This window comes from Kribbella sp. HUAS MG21, from assembly GCF_040254265.1.
Taxonomy (GTDB): domain Bacteria; phylum Actinomycetota; class Actinomycetes; order Propionibacteriales; family Kribbellaceae; genus Kribbella.
Window position 1 is genome coordinate 5,273,876 of record NZ_CP158165.1, and the last position, 17,010, is coordinate 5,290,885.

The 17,010-nt window shown below is 69.5% G+C and carries 16 protein-coding genes; 8 read left to right on the plus strand and 8 right to left on the minus strand.

Going from position 1 to position 17,010, the window contains the following annotated elements:
* Positions 1 to 193 precede the first annotated feature (193 nt).
* Entirely contained in the window at positions 194 to 1,675 is a 1,482-nt protein-coding gene (locus ABN611_RS25775) for an aldehyde dehydrogenase family protein (RefSeq protein WP_350274803.1), read from the plus strand.
* A 6-nt stretch (positions 1,676 to 1,681) separates the two neighbouring features.
* On the opposite strand, the gene ABN611_RS25780 is transcribed toward ABN611_RS25775, so the two are convergent.
* Complete coding sequence (locus ABN611_RS25780) at positions 1,682 to 2,575, minus strand: LysR family transcriptional regulator (protein ID WP_350274804.1); 894 nt, start codon at positions 2,573 to 2,575, stop codon at positions 1,682 to 1,684.
* Between the two features lie 113 nt (positions 2,576 to 2,688).
* Between ABN611_RS25780 and ABN611_RS25785 the strand changes: the two genes are divergently transcribed.
* A complete protein-coding gene (locus ABN611_RS25785) occupies positions 2,689 to 3,237 on the plus strand; it encodes a helix-turn-helix domain-containing protein (RefSeq protein ID WP_350274805.1) in 549 nt (182 codons plus the stop codon).
* Positions 3,238 to 3,269: 32 nt separating this feature from the next.
* Here ABN611_RS25785 and ABN611_RS25790 read toward each other — a convergent pair whose 3' ends face one another.
* From ABN611_RS25790 to ABN611_RS25800, 3 genes are read right to left on the minus strand one after another with little or no spacing between them, the layout of a single operon-like run.
* A complete protein-coding gene (locus ABN611_RS25790; RefSeq protein ID WP_350274806.1) occupies positions 3,270 to 3,632 on the minus strand; it encodes a hypothetical protein in 363 nt (120 codons plus the stop codon).
* The gene (locus tag ABN611_RS25795; protein WP_350274807.1) at positions 3,616 to 3,987 is read right to left on the minus strand and encodes a hypothetical protein; all 372 of its coding nucleotides are present in this window, start codon (positions 3,985 to 3,987) and stop codon (positions 3,616 to 3,618) included. The genes ABN611_RS25790 and ABN611_RS25795 overlap by 17 nt, the downstream gene beginning before the upstream one ends.
* An 8-nt stretch (positions 3,988 to 3,995) precedes the next feature.
* A complete protein-coding gene (locus ABN611_RS25800; protein ID WP_350274808.1) occupies positions 3,996 to 4,946 on the minus strand; it encodes a cupin domain-containing protein in 951 nt (316 codons plus the stop codon).
* Between the two features lie 152 nt (positions 4,947 to 5,098).
* On the opposite strand from ABN611_RS25800, the gene ABN611_RS25805 reads away from it, so the two are divergent.
* Together ABN611_RS25805 and ABN611_RS25810 are read left to right on the plus strand one after the other, a co-directional pair.
* On the plus strand, positions 5,099 to 5,668 hold the full coding sequence (locus tag ABN611_RS25805) for a TetR family transcriptional regulator (RefSeq protein ID WP_350274809.1): 570 nt from the start codon (positions 5,099 to 5,101) through the stop codon (positions 5,666 to 5,668).
* 25 nt (positions 5,669 to 5,693) lie between these two features.
* Positions 5,694 to 6,839, plus strand: coding sequence for an oxygenase MpaB family protein (locus tag ABN611_RS25810; protein WP_350274810.1), 1,146 nt, complete (start codon positions 5,694 to 5,696; stop codon positions 6,837 to 6,839).
* A 140-nt stretch (positions 6,840 to 6,979) separates the two neighbouring features.
* Here the strand turns inward: ABN611_RS25810 and ABN611_RS25815 are convergent, their stop codons facing one another.
* The 3 genes from ABN611_RS25815 to ABN611_RS25825 all read right to left on the minus strand — a co-directional run bounded on the left by ABN611_RS25815 (position 6,980) and on the right by ABN611_RS25825 (position 9,282).
* Positions 6,980 to 8,194, minus strand: a complete 1,215-nt coding sequence (locus ABN611_RS25815) for an NAD(P)/FAD-dependent oxidoreductase (RefSeq protein ID WP_350274811.1) — start codon at positions 8,192 to 8,194, stop codon at positions 6,980 to 6,982.
* Positions 8,188 to 8,739: a TetR/AcrR family transcriptional regulator gene (locus tag ABN611_RS25820; RefSeq protein WP_350274812.1), complete on the minus strand. Its 552-nt coding sequence runs from the start codon at positions 8,737 to 8,739 to the stop codon at positions 8,188 to 8,190. The genes ABN611_RS25815 and ABN611_RS25820 overlap by 7 nt, the downstream gene beginning before the upstream one ends.
* 66 nt (positions 8,740 to 8,805) lie before the next feature.
* Entirely contained in the window at positions 8,806 to 9,282 is a 477-nt protein-coding gene (locus ABN611_RS25825; protein WP_350274813.1) for a MarR family transcriptional regulator, read from the minus strand.
* Positions 9,283 to 9,377: 95 nt separating this feature from the next.
* On the opposite strand from ABN611_RS25825, the gene ABN611_RS25830 reads away from it, so the two are divergent.
* The 4 genes from ABN611_RS25830 (at position 9,378) to ABN611_RS25845 (ending at position 14,142) form a co-directional block, all read left to right on the plus strand.
* Entirely contained in the window at positions 9,378 to 10,685 is a 1,308-nt protein-coding gene (locus ABN611_RS25830; protein WP_350274814.1) for an MFS transporter, read from the plus strand.
* A gap of 124 nt (positions 10,686 to 10,809) precedes the next feature.
* The gene (locus tag ABN611_RS25835) at positions 10,810 to 12,096 is read left to right on the plus strand and encodes a hypothetical protein (protein WP_350274815.1); all 1,287 of its coding nucleotides are present in this window, start codon (positions 10,810 to 10,812) and stop codon (positions 12,094 to 12,096) included.
* A 524-nt stretch (positions 12,097 to 12,620) separates the two neighbouring features.
* Positions 12,621 to 12,818, plus strand: coding sequence for a hypothetical protein (locus ABN611_RS25840; protein WP_350274816.1), 198 nt, complete (start codon positions 12,621 to 12,623; stop codon positions 12,816 to 12,818).
* A 685-nt stretch (positions 12,819 to 13,503) separates the two neighbouring features.
* Positions 13,504 to 14,142: a VOC family protein gene (locus ABN611_RS25845; protein WP_350274817.1), complete on the plus strand. Its 639-nt coding sequence runs from the start codon at positions 13,504 to 13,506 to the stop codon at positions 14,140 to 14,142.
* Between the two features lie 423 nt (positions 14,143 to 14,565).
* Here ABN611_RS25845 and ABN611_RS25850 read toward each other — a convergent pair whose 3' ends face one another.
* Positions 14,566 to 16,989 carry a heavy metal translocating P-type ATPase gene (locus ABN611_RS25850; protein WP_350274818.1) on the minus strand — a complete coding sequence of 808 codons (2,424 nt, stop codon included), beginning with the start codon at positions 16,987 to 16,989 and terminating at the stop codon, positions 14,566 to 14,568.
* Between the last annotated feature and the right edge of the window lie 21 nt (positions 16,990 to 17,010).

Consider the following 17,010-nt stretch of genomic DNA (forward strand, 5'->3'; position numbering starts at 1 on the left):
TACCGCGTCGACGACCTCGTCGAGGCCGTCGACTTCCTGCGCCGCAGCAGCCACCGGCAACTGTTCGCCGACCTCGTCCCCGAACCGCTGCCGCTGGCCGACATCGTCGACGCCGTGCAGGTCGCCAGGACCGGGTCCGCCCCGCGCATCGCCGTACGTCCCTGACAAACCTTGTATCTCCAGGAGCCTTCTCGTGACTCAGCTCGCCACCACGACCCTGACGTTCCCGGTCCGCCAGGACCACCTGCGCAACTTCGTCGACGGACGGTGGGTGCCCGGCGCGGGCGGGGCGACGCGCCGCAACCTCAACCCGGCGGACCTCGACGACGTGATCGGTGAGTTCGCCGAGTCCGGCGCCGCCGACGTACGAGCGGCCGTCGACGCGGCCGAGGCGGCGCAGCCGGGCTGGGACGCGATCGGGCCGATCGAGCGGGCGAAGTACCTCTCCCGCGCCGCGCGCATCCTGGAGCAGCGGGTCGACGACCTCGCCGCGGCGATCACCCGTGAGCAGGGCAAGCGGCTCTCCGAGGCCCGCGGTGAGGTGACCCGGGCGCTCACCGTTCTCGAGTTCACGATCGGCGAGGCACGCCGGATCAACGGTGAGACCACGCCGGCCGAGGAGCCGCGGACGGTCGTCCTGACGTTCCGCAGGCCGATCGGGCTCGTCGGTCTGATCACCCCGTGGAACTTCCCGGTCGCGATCCCGATGTGGAAGATCGCGCCCGCGTTGTTGTCGGGTTGTGCGGCAGTCCTCAAGCCGAGCCCGCTGACTCCGCTCACGTCGGCGCTGCTCGTGCAGGCGTTCCACGACGCGGGCGTGCCGGCCGGCGTACTGAATCTCGTCCAGGGTGATCGCGAGGCGGGCGAGGCGCTGGTCGGCGACCGCCGGATCGCGGGTGTCTCGTTCACCGGCTCGTTGCCCGTTGGTCTCGCCATCAATCAGGCCGGCGCGGGGCGGCTGCTGCGCACGCAGCTCGAGCTCGGCGGCAAGAATGCCCTCATCGTGCTCGCCGACGCCGACCTCGACGAGGCGACCGACGCGATCGTCTTCGGCGCGTTCGGCCAGAGCGGCCAGCGGTGCAGCGCGACGAGCCGCGTCGTCGTCGACCGCGCGGTGCACGACGAGCTGCTCGACCGGCTCGTCGCCCGGGTCGGACCGATGCGCGTCGGGCGCGGCGACCAGGACTGGGCCGACATCGGCCCAGTCGTGAACGAGGAGCGGCAGCGAGCTTGCCTCGACGCGATCGACGCCGCGGTGGCGGGCGGCGCGACGATCGCCGTCGGCGGCGGGGCGGCCGCGCTCGACACGCGCGGCTGGTTCGTCAATCCGACCGTCCTCGACAACGTCGCCTGGGACAGCGAGATCGCGCAGGAGGAGGTGTTCGGCCCGGTCCTGTCGGTCATCACCTGCGACGGCTACGACGACGCGATGCGGATCAGCAACTCCGTGAAGTACGGCATGAGCGGCACGATCTTCACGCGGAATCCGGCGTACATCTTCCAGGCCCTGCAGGACTTCCAGGCCGGCATGCTGCACGTCAACCGCCCTGGTGTCGGCGCCTACTCGCACCTGCCGCACATGGGCGCGAAGGCCTCGCAGCTGGGAGCGCCCGAGTGCTCGCCGGATGTGTGGCAGTTCTACACCGATCTACGATCCGCCTGCATCAGGTACTGAATCGGGTCAGACCGGCCACGAGCCGACGGCGCGCAGCAGCGTCACGAAGGCTTCCTCCGGCGGCGTGAACCTCCGGTCTGCTCGACGTACGAGGGAGATCTGCCGGCTCGGCGGCGGCGGATCGACCTCGACCGCGGCCAGCAGCCCGGCGGCGCGTTCGCGGGCGGTGACGTGCTCCGAGAGCAGCGCGATCCCGAGGCCGGCCATCACGGACTCCTTCAACGTGTCCGGCCCCCAGAGGTCCCAGGTGTCGGCCTCCTCCAGACCCCACAGCCGGAGTACGGCCTCCTGCTGACGCCGGGTCGCCGAGCCCATCTCGCGCATCAGGAACCGCGCACCCGTCAGCTCCGCGGGTTCCGTACGGCGCCCGGCCAGCGGCGATCCGGACGCGGCCACGAGGATCATCCGCTCGGTGAACAGCGGCTCGGCCAGCAGCTGCTCCTCCCGGGGCTCGTCGATGCAGAGTCCGAGCGCGACCTCACCACGCAGCAGCCAGGCCTCGACGGTGTCCTCGTTGCCGACGCGGATCTGGCATGCGACGCGTGGCGCCTTGGCCGCGAACTCGCCGACGAGGCGCGGCAGCAGGTAGGTCCCGGTCGTGGTCGTGCCGGCGACGACGAGCCGCCCAGCCTCGAGCCCGCGGTAGCTCGCTGCTGCGGTCTCGAGCTGCTCGAGAAGCTTGAACACCTGTCTGGCGTGGTCGGCGACCACCTCACCGGCGGGTGTCGTCGTGGCGCCCTTGCTGGTGCGTTGGACAAGCTGTACGCCGAGCGAACTCTCCAAGTTGCGGATGTGGTTGGAGACGGAGGGCTGGCTCATGTACAGCGCCTTGGCGGCCCCCGAGAACCCGCCCGCCTCGACGACCTTCAGCAGAACCTCGAGCTGGTTCAAGCTGACCATCGGTCTCCTCCACGGTGTCTGGCCCGGCCGCTGGACGGCCACAGCCTAGCCAGTTCAGCAGGGTTCATGGCCTAGAGTTGGGAGCCGGATTCCGGTTCCGTGGAAGGGTGCAGATGGCCAAGGCGCGCAGCGATGCCGAGCGCAATCGTGCTCGGGTGCTGGAGGTCGCGCTGGAGCTGTTCGCGGAGCGCGGGGACGAGGTGCAGATGGCCGAGGTGGCCCGGGCCGCCGCGGTCGGGGTCGGGACCGTGTACCGGCACTTCCCGACGAGGCAGGCGCTGGTCGAGGCGGTCACCGACGAGCGCTTCGGGGAGATCCTTGCCTTCGTCAAGGACGAGTGCCTGCCCAACCCGGACACCCGCGCGGCGCTGACGTGTTTCCTGGCGCATGTGGCCGAGATCCACCAGAAGGGGCGCGGCCTGTCCGGCGCGATCGAGGCGACGTTCGGCTCGACCGCGCCGCGCGGCTCGCTGGCGGCCGAGTTGCTGGCCGTCGGGGGAGAGCTGATCGATCGCGGTCACGCCGACGGCACGGTCCGGACCGACATCACGGTCGACGACCTCTACATGGTGGTCGGTGCGCTGGCGATGATCAGCCGCGGGGACGTCGGCGACTGGCGACGGTTCATCGAGATCGCCCTGGACGGTATGCGTCCACGCTGACGAGGCCCCGTCGGCGGATCATCCGGGTGAGGTCAGCGGCGGTTCCAGGCAGTGGCCGCGGCCGCGAAGCTGACACCCAGCAGCAGTGCCCCGAGTGGTACGTGCAGGGCTGTCACGCCTGCTGCACCTAGTACGGCTTCGGCGATCGTGACGGCCAGCAGCAGTACGCCGAACACGGCCAGGCGTGGAGTGCTACCGCTTCTGCGCCAGGCGACCAGTGCGACGACCAGCAGCACGACCTCTGTGAGTAGTACCAGCGGGATCGTCGCGAAGTGCGCCGTACGTCCTCCGGGCACCGACAACAACAGGCCGGCGGTGACCGCTTGGGCCAGAAGCGCGATCGGTGGCAGCGTCGCCGCGATGCGCACACCTTTGGTGTCAGTGGTCGATGGCATGGAGCGCCATCCTTCCCGCGAGATCTCGCAGCGCATCGGTGTACTGCAGGATCGAACGCAGGTGCGGTTCCTGATGATCGAAGCTCTCGTACGGCGACCCCGACCCGTACTGACCGCCCCGCGCGGTGACCGTCCAGCCCGCCGCCTGCTCAGCGGTATGCCGTGACTCCGGGACGAATCCCGCCGCGTACGCATGGGCGTCGGTCGGAGGGACCGGGGCGGCGGCGAGGTCGCGGTGGACGTACTTGCCGTCCGGATGCAGCTCGCGCCACCGGTCGGCGAACACGGATCCCAGCTGCCGGGAGATCGAGTCGGCACCGTTGAAGCTGCAGTCGAGATGAAGAAGGCAGCGCACGCGATCCCCTAGTTCTCGTCGTAGACGACGTGGTACCGGCGCGTGTGGCGGTTGAGGGCCGCCGGGTCGAAACGACCGCCCTGGCTGACTTCGGTGCGGTGCTCGATCAGCGCCTCGACCACGCACTCCCAGCCGCCGGGCGACGAGATCTGCAGAACCCGCGGCGGCGGCGTGGACCCGGGCCGGATCGCATGCGGTACGCCGTGCGGCAGCAGGACGAACTGGCCGCGTTCGGCGGTGTGGATCCGGTCCTCGAACTCGACGACCAGTTCGCCGTCCAGCACGTAGATGCACTCGTCGGCGACGTGATGCGTGTGCCGGGGGACCGGTTGGGCGACGGTGACCTCCAGGACGGAGAACAGCCCGTCGGAGTCCTCGGTACGCGCCTTCACGTTGAATGCCGGCGGCAACTGAATCCGTCCGGGCCGCGCCTCGCCCTTGTCCAGCAGGTAGAAACGCTCCGGGTCGCCCCACTCGTCCGGGTCGCCCTCGCCGAGGTGGTAACGCATGCCGTAGGGCTTGCCGAGCTCGTTCGCCTGCGCCCAGTCGCGTTGCATCCCCTTCCATTCGCTCTTGGCGCCCGCCTCGGCGACGGCCTCCAGGTACCGCTCCCAGCCGCCCGGCGCCGACAACTGGAGGGCGTGCACCGTACTGCCCGCGCCGCCCGCGTTGCGCATCGCGTGCGTGACGCCGCGGGGGACCATGGCGCACGAGCCGCTGCTGAGGTGGTGCGTCGTACCGCCGAAGTCGATCGCGAGGTCGCCGTCGACGACGTACACGAACTCGTCGAAGTTGTCGTGCACGTGGGCGGGGATGGACAGGTCACCGCGGTTCTCCAGCAGCGAGAACCGCCCTTGGGTGTCGTCGATCCCGGCCTTGACGGCCGCCCACGGCGGCAACGGCACCCGGGTGGGCCGGGTGGCACCGGCCTCGAGCAGGAAGAAGCGGTCTGCGGACATCTCTGGCTCCCTTGTCGTTAAGCGGATCCGGAATCGGATTCCGCCTCCAGGTATAACAGGCGAAGGTAGGGCTCCGTGAGTGCCCGAGAGGCTTCTCACATTTCTGGGACATTTGTGCCAGAAGATAGTGGGACGTATGTACCGTTTGTTGCATGGCGACGGACGGACGGCTGGCCAGGGGCCAGGCCCGGCGGCAGGAGATCCTGCGGGGCGCGATCAAGCTCATCGCGGAGCAGGGCGTCAGCGCGGTCACCCATCGCGCGGTCGCCGAGGCGGCGGGGGTGCCGGCGGCGTCCACGACGTACCACTTCGAGACGCTCGACGCTCTGCTGGTCGCGGCGTTCCACGAGGCCAGTAGCCAGATGCGGCGCGAACTGGCCGAGCTCACGGACCGGGCGGTCCGCGAAGGCGCGGACGTGGTCGAGGTCTGCGGGGACTACGCGGTCACGATGATCACCGACCGGCGGGACGGCACGCTCGCGTGCATCGAGCTGGCACTGGCCGCGGTACGACGGCCGGCGCTCGTGCCCGTGAGTGCCGAGCTGTTCGAGCGGCTCACCGACCTCATCGCCTTGTACGTCGACGAGCGGCGCGACGCCGCCACGCTCGGGGCCGCGATCCAGGGCCTGCTGCTGATGGCGTTCCTCGAACGCGACGACGGTGTGCGGCTCCGCGCCGCCGTCGTCGACCTGCTTCATCACTACGGGGTTCACAACCGCTGAAACTGTTGAGACGAAGGAGATCACCATGGTGTGGCCGACCCGACGGGGCGACGAGACAGCGATCCGCGCCGAGTACCCAGGGCAAGCCGACTACCTGCTGCGGATGCTGTCCGCCGGCGATCCGCTGGCCGACGCGGCCGTCGCGGAGCTCGGCGGCCGCGGTCGCGGCTTGCTGCTGGACGGCCTCCGCAACGGGTTGGACTCGCTGGACCGTCCGCCCGCGGGGCTCGCCGCGCTCCTCGAACAGGTGGAAGCGGTCACGGCCGCGGCCGATCACGACGACCTCGACGAGGGCTCGGCCGCGTACCTGTCGGTCCCGTACTTCACCCAGGTGGTGGCGCTCGGCCAGGGTTCCCTGATCAACACCTACAGCGCGCCGTCGATCAGCGCGGTACTGCTGCGGACCGGCAGGCTGATCACGATGGCCGAGCAGCGGCTGAACGAGACCGGCAAGTGGAGTACGCAAGCCATGCTGCCCGGCGGGATGCGCCGAGGCGCTGGCGGGTACGTCGCCACGGTGATGGTCAGGATCTTGCACGCGTACGTGCGGGCCGGCGCGCTACGCCACGGCTGGAACACCGCGGAGTGGGGCGTGCCGATCAACCAGGTGGACCAGGCGCGGACCTGGCTGGACTTCAACTATGTTCCGTACCGGGCGCTGGCCTTGATGGGGTACGACTTCACCGACGAGGAGCTGGCCGCGGTCTACCGTCGCTGGCGGCACATCGGCCAGGTGCTCGGCGTGGACGAGGGGTTCCTCCAGGGCGTCGACAGCCACGACACCGCGAAGCCGCTGTCCGACCTCATCGAGACGACGGTCGGCGCTCCGGATGAGGGCTGTAGGCAACTAGCGGCCGCACTGTGCGAGGTCAGCGTGAACATGATGAGCCCCGCCCTGGGGATTCCCGAGGCGCTGACCGACGACCTGATGCGCGCCTACATCTGGCTGATCCACGGTGCCGACCGCGCCCAGGCGATGGGGATCGACCGCAACGACCTGGTCGACATGATGCCGCTGTTCGTCGAGAACACCCGCCACAACCGCCGCCTGCAACGCATGCTGCCCGAGGTCTGGCGCGAGCAGCAGGCAACCAACCAGGCGACGATCGAGCAACTCCTCGCCCAGCAACAAGCCCCCGCCACCTACGAAACCGCCGGCGCCACCTCGTAGACGTGTGAGGTTCTTCGGCTTGGTGATCGCGATGACGTACGTCGTGATGCTGGTCGCGGGCGATCCGCCGCAGGGATCCCACGCGCCGCTACTTGCAATTCCGGTGCTGCTGGTTCTGTACGGGACTTGTTTCGGGCTGGTCAGCCTGTCGGTCGGCGCAGTGCTGTGGTGGGGTCGGGGCGGGTGGCTAGCAGGCGCTGGATGGGGCGGAGGGCCACGCTGATGCTCGTTACGCGCAGTAGGGCGTCCCGCAGTACGGCGAGGGTTTTGCTGCGGTGGAACATCATTCGGGCCAGGGTGCGGGAGGCGTTCTGGGCGGCTTCCACGCGGGGGCGTTGGGTTCGCTCGTAGGCCTGGAGGAGCGGTGCGACGGTATCGGGCCGGGCCTCGCGCAGCATGGTCGCCAACACCCAGGCGGACTCCATCGCCATGCCCGCGCCGATTCCCGCGGTGGGGAGGAATCCCGCGGCCGCGTCGCCGAGGAGGACCGAGCGCCCGCTGCTCCAGCCGGGGGAGCGGGAGTCCGCGAGCGGCCAGTAGAAGCTCTCCGTGGCGTTGCGTACCGCGTCCAGTGCGCCGTCGATCCGGGCGTTGGACGTCGTCAGCTGCGACCTGATCCTGGCGACGAACGCCTCAGGTCCGGCCGCGGTGTCCTCGCGGTGGCCGCCGAGGAAGACGCCGATCTTGCCGGGCACCGGGTAGGTGCCGAGGAAGAACCCCGCGCCCCAGAGCTCCTCGCCGAGATCGGTGTCGGCGTCCGCGGGCGCCCAGACGACCCAACCGCCCCACTGCGTGTCCAGCTCCGCCGCGGGCTCGGACACCAGCTCGCGGGTCGCCGAATGGATGCCGTCAGCAACAATCACGCAGTCGAACTCGAGTTCGGCGCCCGATCGCGTGCAGGTCACCTTGACGCAGTCCTGCTGCTCGTCGAGTCCGCTGACGGTGATCCCGTAGCTGACCGGGCAGTCCGTCGTCGTCAACACCTCCATCAACCCGCCGCGCCCGATCCCGCGGTACTCGCCGTACCGCGCCAGCACATCGCCGAGCGAATCCACCCGGACGGTGCGTCCACGATGGGCATGTACGGCGTACCGGTCGAACGGGACGCTGCTCGCGCGGTACCGGTCCCAGAGGCCGAGCTCGTCCAGGACGGGATCGATCATCGGCATCAGCGCGAGCATGTACCCGGGGTGCGCGCCGGTCTCGGAGCGTTCGATCAGCACCGGATGGCGTCCTCGGCCGCGCAGCAGCTGCGCGACCGTCACGCCGGCGATTCCCGCTCCGACGACGAGGATCCGCAGGTCGTCGGTGCTCGCCGCCGCGTACTGATCTCGGAGTGCGGTGGGCGTCAGCATGTGAGCAGCCTGTTCAGGACGGTGCCAACTCCTTGTGAGGACAGCGTGGGATCGAGGGCGCGGTGCAGCATCAGCCCGTCGAGGGCGGCCGCCAGGACAACAGCGGACGGCTCGGGCAACTCGATGCCGTTGTCGTCCAGCAGGCGGGCGAGCGTCTGCCGGAAGTCAGCGGCCAGCCTGCTCAACTGCACACGGAGTACGTCGTCCCTAGTGGCCGCGAGGTAGGCCTCGACGAACAGTAGCGAGACGGCACCGTCTTCGCGGTCAAGCACCTCCAGCAGCTCACTCAGCCCGATCTCAGCCGTATCTGCCTGCTCGACCTGCTGTCGCGCGGCGTCGAGCAGTTCGGTCAGCACCCCCATCGCCGCCTCGCGCCGAAGGACGTCGATCGACGGGAAGTGGTAGTGCACGAGGCTCGCGGCGACGCCCGCCCGGGCGGCAACCAGCCGCGTGCTGACCGCCGACCACCCGAGTTCGACGATCAACTCGGCCGTCGCCGCAGCGAGCTTTCGCCTGATCTCCCGCCCTCGATCCGCCGCCTTCACATCGCCTCCCACCGCCTAGGCGATCGCCCTGTACGATCGCCCAGGACGATCGTACAGCGCCACGGCTCACAGACCGCAGTCGAAGCCGTCGTCGTTGGGGTTGGCGTCCGCCAGGCGGTCGAGGATCTTGGACGTCCGCCGGAGTTCGTCGGCGGGCGTGTGGTCCGCGAAGAACGTCGCCACCACGGCGTCGACCACCGGTTCGGCCGTGCGCAGGGCTTCGCGGCCGGCGTCGGTCAGCTCGGCCCAGGTGGCGCGGCGGTCCTGGGGGGAGGTGGTGCGGACCACCCAACCGTCCTTGTCCTCCAGCTTGCCGACCAAGCGGGTGGCGCCGCTGCGGGAGATCATCAGCGCCTCGGCGAGCGGCGCCATCCGGAGCCTGCCGCCTGCGTCGGCGATCGCGCGCAGCACCTCGTGCTCGAAGTACGTCATCTTGGCCACGCTGCGGAGGTTGTTGTCGAGGTGGGCGAACAGCAGCGTGTCCGCGCGGTACAGCGACCGCCAGGCCTCGAACTGGTCTTTGCTCATCCGTAGCGTTGCCATGACCTGAGTATACGCAAAAACGGTTGACACGTGAACTGTTCATGTGAGTAAGGTGTGTGCACATAGTTCACTCGTCAACTCTTGAGGTGTGCATCGTGAGTAGGGTTCGCTGGAAGGCCGTCCGCCCGTTGCGGCATCGGGACTACCGGTTGCTGTGGATCGGCCTGGCCGTCGCCCTGCTCGGCAGCGGACTCTGGCTGGTGGCGCTCGCCTGGCAGGTGATCGAGCTCGGCGGCGGTCCGGTGCAGCTGTCCGTCGTCACCACGGCGTACTCCGTCGGTCTGCTCGTCTGCGTGCTGTTCGGGGGCGTCGCGGCCGACCGGTTGTCGCAGCGGACGGTGATCGTCGCCGCCGACTCGGTCCGCGGCGCGGTACTCCTGGTCGTCGCCGCGCTCGCGCTGACAGGGCTGCTCGAGGTCTGGCACCTGGCGGCCGGCGCGGTGATCATCGGCGCGGGCGAGGCGTTCCTGATCCCGGCGTACACCGCCTTGGTGCCGCGGCTGCTGCCGCCCGAGGAACTGCTCGCGGCCAACGGCCTCGAAGGAACCTTGCGCCCGTTGGCGCAGCAGGCGACCGGCCCGGCGCTCGGCGGTGTGGCGATCGCGGCGATGTCGCCCGGCGTCGCGATCCTGGTGGCCGCGTTGACGTACCTGTTCTCCGCCGCCTGCGTGCTCGCGATGCACGTCCGGCCGGAACCGGCAACAGTTGAGGTAGACGCTGATGCGGCGCCGACCGGTCTGCGCGCCATGGCCGCGGACCTCCGCGAGGGCTGGACCTACGTACGGCGTACGCGCTGGTTGCTGGCGTCCTTGCTCTTCGGGACCGTCTTCGTGCTGCTGATCCTCGGGCCGCTGGAGGTGCTGCTGCCGTTCGCGGTCCGCGATCAGCTGGGCGGCGACGCGCGCGAGTTCGGCCTGGTGATGGCGGCGTTCGGGATCGGCGGCGCCGCGGGTGCGCTGCTGATCTCGTCGCGCAAGCTTCCGCGCCGCTACCTGACCGTGATGACACTGATGTGGGGTGTCGGCTCGGCGCCGTTCGTACTGCTGGGGATCGCCGAGGACCTCTGGGTGATGGCGGTCGGCGCGGCGGTCGTCGGCGCGACCGGCTCGGCGGCGATGGTGATCTGGGGAACGCTGCTCCAGCGCCGCGTCCCCGACCACCTCCGCGGCCGCATCTCCAGCCTCGACTTCTTCGTCTCCCTGCTGCTGATGCCGGTCTCGATGGCCCTCGCCGGGCCCGCCGGCTCCGTCTTCGGCGTCACCGCGGTCTTCGCCGTCGCCGGCATCGGCCCGGTCATCGTCAGCCTGCTCGTCGTCTGGCTCGGCCGGATGCCCGCGGACGAGATCGCCCACCCCCTCGACCACGAGGACCACTCCGACGACCTAATCACGGCCAACGCCTGACGCTCGTCAGCGGCCGAGCCGGAGGGCCTCCTTCAGGAAGACGGCGCTCCCTCCGACGGCCTCCGACGGCCTCCGACGGCCTCCGGCGGGCAATAGGGTGGCGGCCGTCTCTGATGAGCGCGTGGTGATCGACGGCAGGTTCGAGCGGACCGACCAGCTGGCCGGTGACTGGATCCGTCGGCTGGACAACGCGCTCGGCCGCTCGCACCGTTTCGACGTACGGAACCTCTACCGCTGGACCGGGCCGGATCGACGTTCGGTCGCGCACGCGGATGGTTCGATCACGCTGAACCAGGAGACGGCACTCTGGATGAGCGTCGTCGGCGATCGGCTCTACAACGCCCACTACCAAGGCGAGTTCCCGCCGCCGGCGAGACGGGAGCTGGCGAGCATTCGCGCCGCGCTGGCCGATTTCGGTGACACCTATCTCGACGCGGTCCAGCCGCAGGACCGGACGGCCGGCCCCGCGGCTCGGGCGCTCGATGCCGGCGTCCGCGCGAACACCGTCGACATCTCCGGGATTCTAGACGGAATGTACGGCCTGTCCGGCGTCTATCCCGGCATCGAGCAACTGGAAGGTCCCGACCGCCAACCGCTCCTCCAAGGCGCTGCCGCCGCACTCACCGAGCAGCTGAGCCGGCGAGTCGGGATGCGGCCCGGCGAGTTCGACGCGATGCTCCGGCAAACGCCCGCAGCACAACGCTTCGACGTACTCGCGGATCACCTGATCGCGAAGGACCCGCAGCAGCCGCGGCTGCCGGACGGCTCACCACGTCGGCTTCCAGCGGATCATCTGGACCGGCTGAAGGCTTTGCTCGCCCACGAACTCGAGACGACGTTCCAGGACCTGAGCGAGCAGGACCCACAGGGCTCCCGGCAAGCCGGTAGGGCGGCCGTCGAGCGGGCGGTACGGAACATCGCACGGCGTACCGCTGACTTCCGGGAGACGATCCAGACCGATCAGCGCGGATACGCGCAGGTCGCGAGCCTGATGTCGACCGTCCAGACCGCGTTGTCGACGAGCAGGGCCTCGACGGCCGCAGGCCGGGAGTCCGGAGCATTGACGCTGCACCGCAAGCCCAGGACGAGTTACTGGAGCGGCGAACTGCGGGAGTCGGTGGATACGCCCGGCGCCGCTGGACCGGATCGGTCGCTGACCTTCGATCGCGACCGCGTCATCGCCGTACTCGCGGCGGTCGATCCGTCCCAGCCGCCATCGCAAGCTTTCAGGTCGGCTGTTCACACGGTGGCCGCGCGGGCTGCGCGGCTGTGCAACCCGGAGGGCGCCGTACCGGCAGATGATGTGGGCCAGGCGTTGGAGGACGCTCTGACGCGGGACTTCGCGGCCCAGCCAGGAGCCGCGCCTTCTCTCCGCCCTGGGCTTCGAATCCCAACACCTTCGTCCGGATGAGCGCAGTTCGACGGTGACTGCGCAGGTGGTGGCGACGCTCACGTCCGAGGCCGGACGGAACCTCGGTCTGGAACCGGACGACGTCGCGGCCCAGTTGCTCACCACGCCGCCGAACGAACGCCTGGACAAGGCGGTCGCGCTCGGCGTCGGCGACTCGGCTCCGCAGCGAGAGCAGCTCGCTGCAGATCTCCGATCCGTGCTGACGAGCGCTGTGCAAGCCGGACGGGCGCATCCAACGACCTGCAGCTCGCCGGCGGTCGATCGGCTCCACGCATGCGGCCGACTTCCTCGCGTTGTCGAGCGAATCGCCGCGGCCGCGACCTCCGGTCGGGCGCGGTCTTCCCGGAGGTGTCTGAACGTGCGGGGCGCTGCCACCGCACATTCGCAGAAGTCCAGCCAACCGACCCAGGCCAGGGGCGGCCGCTAGTCTCCCGGCGCGGCTGATCGGCGCGCGTCACGATCGCAGAGTTGATCAAATGTTGGACGGCCTTGTCCGTGGCCGGACCGCGAGCCATCGTGGGGAGATGGACAGGTCAGATGAAGAGCGTGCGATCGGTGAAGTGGTCGACCGGCTGGCCAAGCAGTTCCCCGCGGTTCCCACCGACGAGGTCGCGCAGGTCGTGAGCCAATCCCGTCCCGAGTTCGACGACGTCCCGATCCGGGACTTCGTACCGCTGTTCGTGGAGAGGGGCGCGAAGGCGCGCTTGCGGCAGCGGGCATAGTCGCAATTCGCGTACGACGCGGTGAAGCGCGTGCCAGTCCAGAGCGGGGACTGGAGGCGTCACTGCGTCGCATCTCGGCGCGGTGTTGTCCGGATGGCAGTTGAGAGTTGTGCTCCGCGCTCGGCTTGTGGTGGGGTGTTCGGCGGGTTCCCCGGCTGTCAAGGGGATGTTCCGGCTGTGAGGGGTTCCGGTCGGACCGTGGCCGGGGAACCCACCACAACGGCTCCGGTCCGATCTGGGGGATGTCGGCCAGTTGTTTTGGTGGTGCGGCAGCCGGGCGGATCAATGCGGTCCTGGTCGCGGTGCGCGAGTTCCTGAAATACGCAGTCGCTGCCGTCCGCGCTCTGCCGCGGGTTCTGTCGGCGTTGTACGAGATCGGTGACGATCGCTGGATGCCGGACGAACTGCGCGGCGAGCGCCTGCGCGGCCGCCTGCCGTCTCGTTCTGCACGAGCAGCGCCATCAATGTCCAATGAAAGAATCTATACCCCCACTATTGTGCGGAGTCGTGGAACATCTCGGCTGCCAATGATCCCCGCCTGACCCGCACCCCGTATCGGCCCGGCACACGCTATGTGGTCGGGCCGACGCGTGCCCGATCGGACAGGTCGGGTCGGCCGTGCCGGGGTGCTACTGAACCGCAACCTGCTATTGAAAATCAATTCCAATAGACGCTAGTTTGGGACATGGACATCGATCATGTCGTGCTGGCAGCGCGGACCCGGGAAGCAGCCGAGGAGGTGCTGGAGAGTGCTGGGCTGGCCGCTGCGCGGGGCCGAGTTCTGCCAGGGCTCGGCTTGTCGAACCTGGTGGTGCCGCTGCGGCACGGGCAGCTTCTGGAGATCCACTACCCGAACGGTGAGGCATCGGCGCCCGAGGCTCCGCCGCTCCTCGCTTTCGACCAGGAGTCGCTGGATGCTCATCCGTCGGACGAACTGGTGCCGATGGCCTGGCTGGTCGTGATCGAAGAAGAGCAGCGGTTGCGCGAACTCGCCGCGATCCACGGCATGCCAGTGATTGAGGCGCCCGCCGAGGGTGCGGGCTTTCCGCCGTACCTCCTGGCCGGTTTTGGTGCGAACTTCGCCCGGCGCTATCTGCCCTGCCTCATCCATTGGCCGCAGGGCCAGCCGATTCTCACCGCTGCCCATCGCCGCGCCCCGGTCGGCATCACCCGGATCGACGTCGCCGGCCCGGCCGACGTCATCGAGACGTGGTGCGGAGGTCGCCCGAACGGCTTGCGCGCGATCCCGGGGACGGCGGGTCCGCGCCGTGTCGAGATCGCGTTCACCGACGGGGCGCGGCACACCTTCGGGGTAGCCGACTAGGGACAGCCTGGCAGCAGCCGCAATCTGAGCGAACTCGCGTTCTCGCGTCGGCGAGAACCTTCCAGGGGGCGGGACTGCCGCTGCCTGCCGATCACCACCTCTGCATCGTCGACGCGTGGTGTCTCGGAACCCATCGGACGCCGTTCCGGGAACGCGTCTCGCCCGAACATCAGCTGTCATCGGCGGCAGACCGATGGTCTCCAGGGTTGGCCGAGCACGAGAGCGAGGAGCAGAGGTTTGGTTGGGCGGCGTTCGTCAGGAGCAGTGGCAGGTCGCGGCTCGCGGTGAGTCGTCAGGCGACCGGCTGGCATGGGAGGCCGTTCCAGCCGGCGAGGCCTCGGTGCATGCCTGGGCTGTGTTCGCCGCTGAAGCCCATCGACTGCTGTCTGGCGCGCGCCTACAGCCGCGAGTCCCGAGGGCCGGTCAATGGTGGCTGGTCGGTGACGGCTGCGGGACGGGTGCTACCGGTGCGGGCGTCGTAGGAGGCGGGGTGGGCAGCCGAAGCCGCCGGAGCAGGAGCGCGTTGACGGCGACGATGACGCTGGAGCCGGACATGGACAGGGCGGCGATTTCGGGGCGCAGGACCAGGCCGGTGGCGGGTTCGAAGATTCCGGCCGCGATGGGTAGTGCGATCGCGTTGTAGCCGATGGCCCAGCCGAGGTTTTGGCGCATCTTGCGGAGGGTGCCTCGGCCGATCTGGAGCGCGAGGGGGACGTCGAGCGGGTCGGAGCGCATGAGGACCAGGTCGGCGGTCTCGATCGCGACGTCGGTGCCGGCGCCGATGGCGATGCCGAGGTCGGCTTGGGCCAGGGCGGGTGCGTCGTTGACGCCGTCGCCGACCATCGCGACTCGTTTGCCTGCCTTCTGCAGTTCCGCGACCTTGGCGGCCTTGTCGCCGGGAAGCACCTCGGCGATGACCGTGTCGATCCCGAGCTGGCCGGCGATGCGGTTGGCGGTGGCCTCATTGTCGCCGCTGAGCATGACCACTTCGATCTCCAGCTCGTGGAGTGCCGTGACGGCCTGGGCGGAGGTCTCCCGGACGGCGTCGGCCAGCGCGATCACGCCTGCGGCGCGGCCTTCGACGGCGACCAGGACCGCGGTGCGGCCGGTCGAGGCGAGCTGGTCACGGGTGGCCGCGAGCGGTCCGAGCTCGATCCCCTCGGCAGCCATCAACCTGCGGTTTCCCACAATCACGCGGCGGCAGTGGACGGCAGCCGTCGCGCCGTGGCCGGGCACGTTGCGGAAGTCGGTCAACGACAAGACCGGGACACCGCGCGCCGCCGCATGGCTGACGATGGCTGCGGCCAGGGGGTGCTCGGACTCGCGTTCCACGGCGGCGACCAGGGCCAGCAACTCGTCGGTGTCGATGTCGTCGGCAACCACGTCGGTGACCTCAGGCTCGCCCTTCGTCAGGGTGCCGGTCTTGTCCATCACGACGGTGTCGATGCGGGCGGAGGTCTCCAGCGCGGTGGCGTTCTTGAACAGGACACCGCGTTTGGCGCCCAGCCCGGTGCCGACCATGATCGCCGTCGGTGTCGCCAGGCCGAGCGCGTCGGGGCAGGTGATGACCACCACGGTGATCGCGAACAGCAACGCGGTCTGAACGCTGGCGCCTGCCGCGAGCCAGACCAGGAAAGTGCCGCCGCCTCCGACAAGGGCGACGAGGACGAGCCAGAACGCCGCTCGGTCGGCGAGCCGCTGCCCTGGAGCCTTGGAGTTCTGCGCTTCCTGCACCATCGCGACGATCTGCGCAAGGGCAGTGTCGGAGCCGACCTTCATGGCCCGCACCCGCAGCGTGCCGGTGGTGTTGATCGAGGCGCCGATGACTCCCGAACCGCGGCTCTTGCCGACCGGGAGGCTCTCCCCGGTGACCATGGACTCGTCGACCTCGGACACACCGTCTTCGACGATGCCGTCGACCGGGATCTTCCCGCCGGGCCGGATCAGCAGCAGGTCACCGACCACCACGTCAGCCGTGGGTACCTCGACCGGTTCACCGTCGCGCAGCACGACCGCGGTCGGTGGGGCCAGCTCGAGCAGGGTCCGGATCGCGTCGTTGGCGCCGCCGCGGGCCCGCATCTCGAACCAATGCCCCAGCAGCACGAACGTGGTGAGCACGCTGGCGGCCTCGTAGAACACCTCGCCGCCGCCGGTCAGGGTCACACCGACGCTGTAGAGCCAGCCGGCGCCGATGGCCACCGCGACCAGCACCATCATGTCGAGCGTGCGCGCCTTCAGTGCCCGGTAGGCGCCGTCGAAGAAGATCCAGGCAGAGTAGAAAACGACCGGCAAGCTCAGCAAGAACGCAAAGACGTCATCACGCAGGTCGAACGGGGCCGCGGCGGCGAATCCCAGCATGTCGCGACCCATCGGCGACCACAGAGTGATCGGGATCGACAAGCTGGCCGCGGCGAGGAAGCGGTTCCGCATGTCGCGCACCATGCCGGCCATCGACATCGCGGAGTGGCCGCCGTGGCCCATGGTCTCGTGCGGCGATCCGTCCGCTCGTCCGGCGTGCACATGGCCCGCCCGTTCGGGGTGGACACGGCCGGTTGCAGCACCCTTGCCGGCGCCGGGCGGGGCGGAGACCGCGGTGGGCTCGGTCATCGGGTCGCACACGTGGTTGGGCACCGATCGGCCGGCGCAGTGGTAGCCGCAGTCCCGTACCCATCCCGTGAGGTCGGCGACGGAGGTCTGGCCTGGGTCGTAGGTGACGGTCGCGGTCTGCGAGACGGCGTTCGCCTCGACCGCCACGACGCCGGGGCGACGCCGCAGAGTGGCCTCGATGACGCTCTCGGACGTTGCCCAGTGCAGGCCGCGCACCTGCAGGATCGTGGTTTCGGTCATCTCGCGGACCTTCCCGTTCTC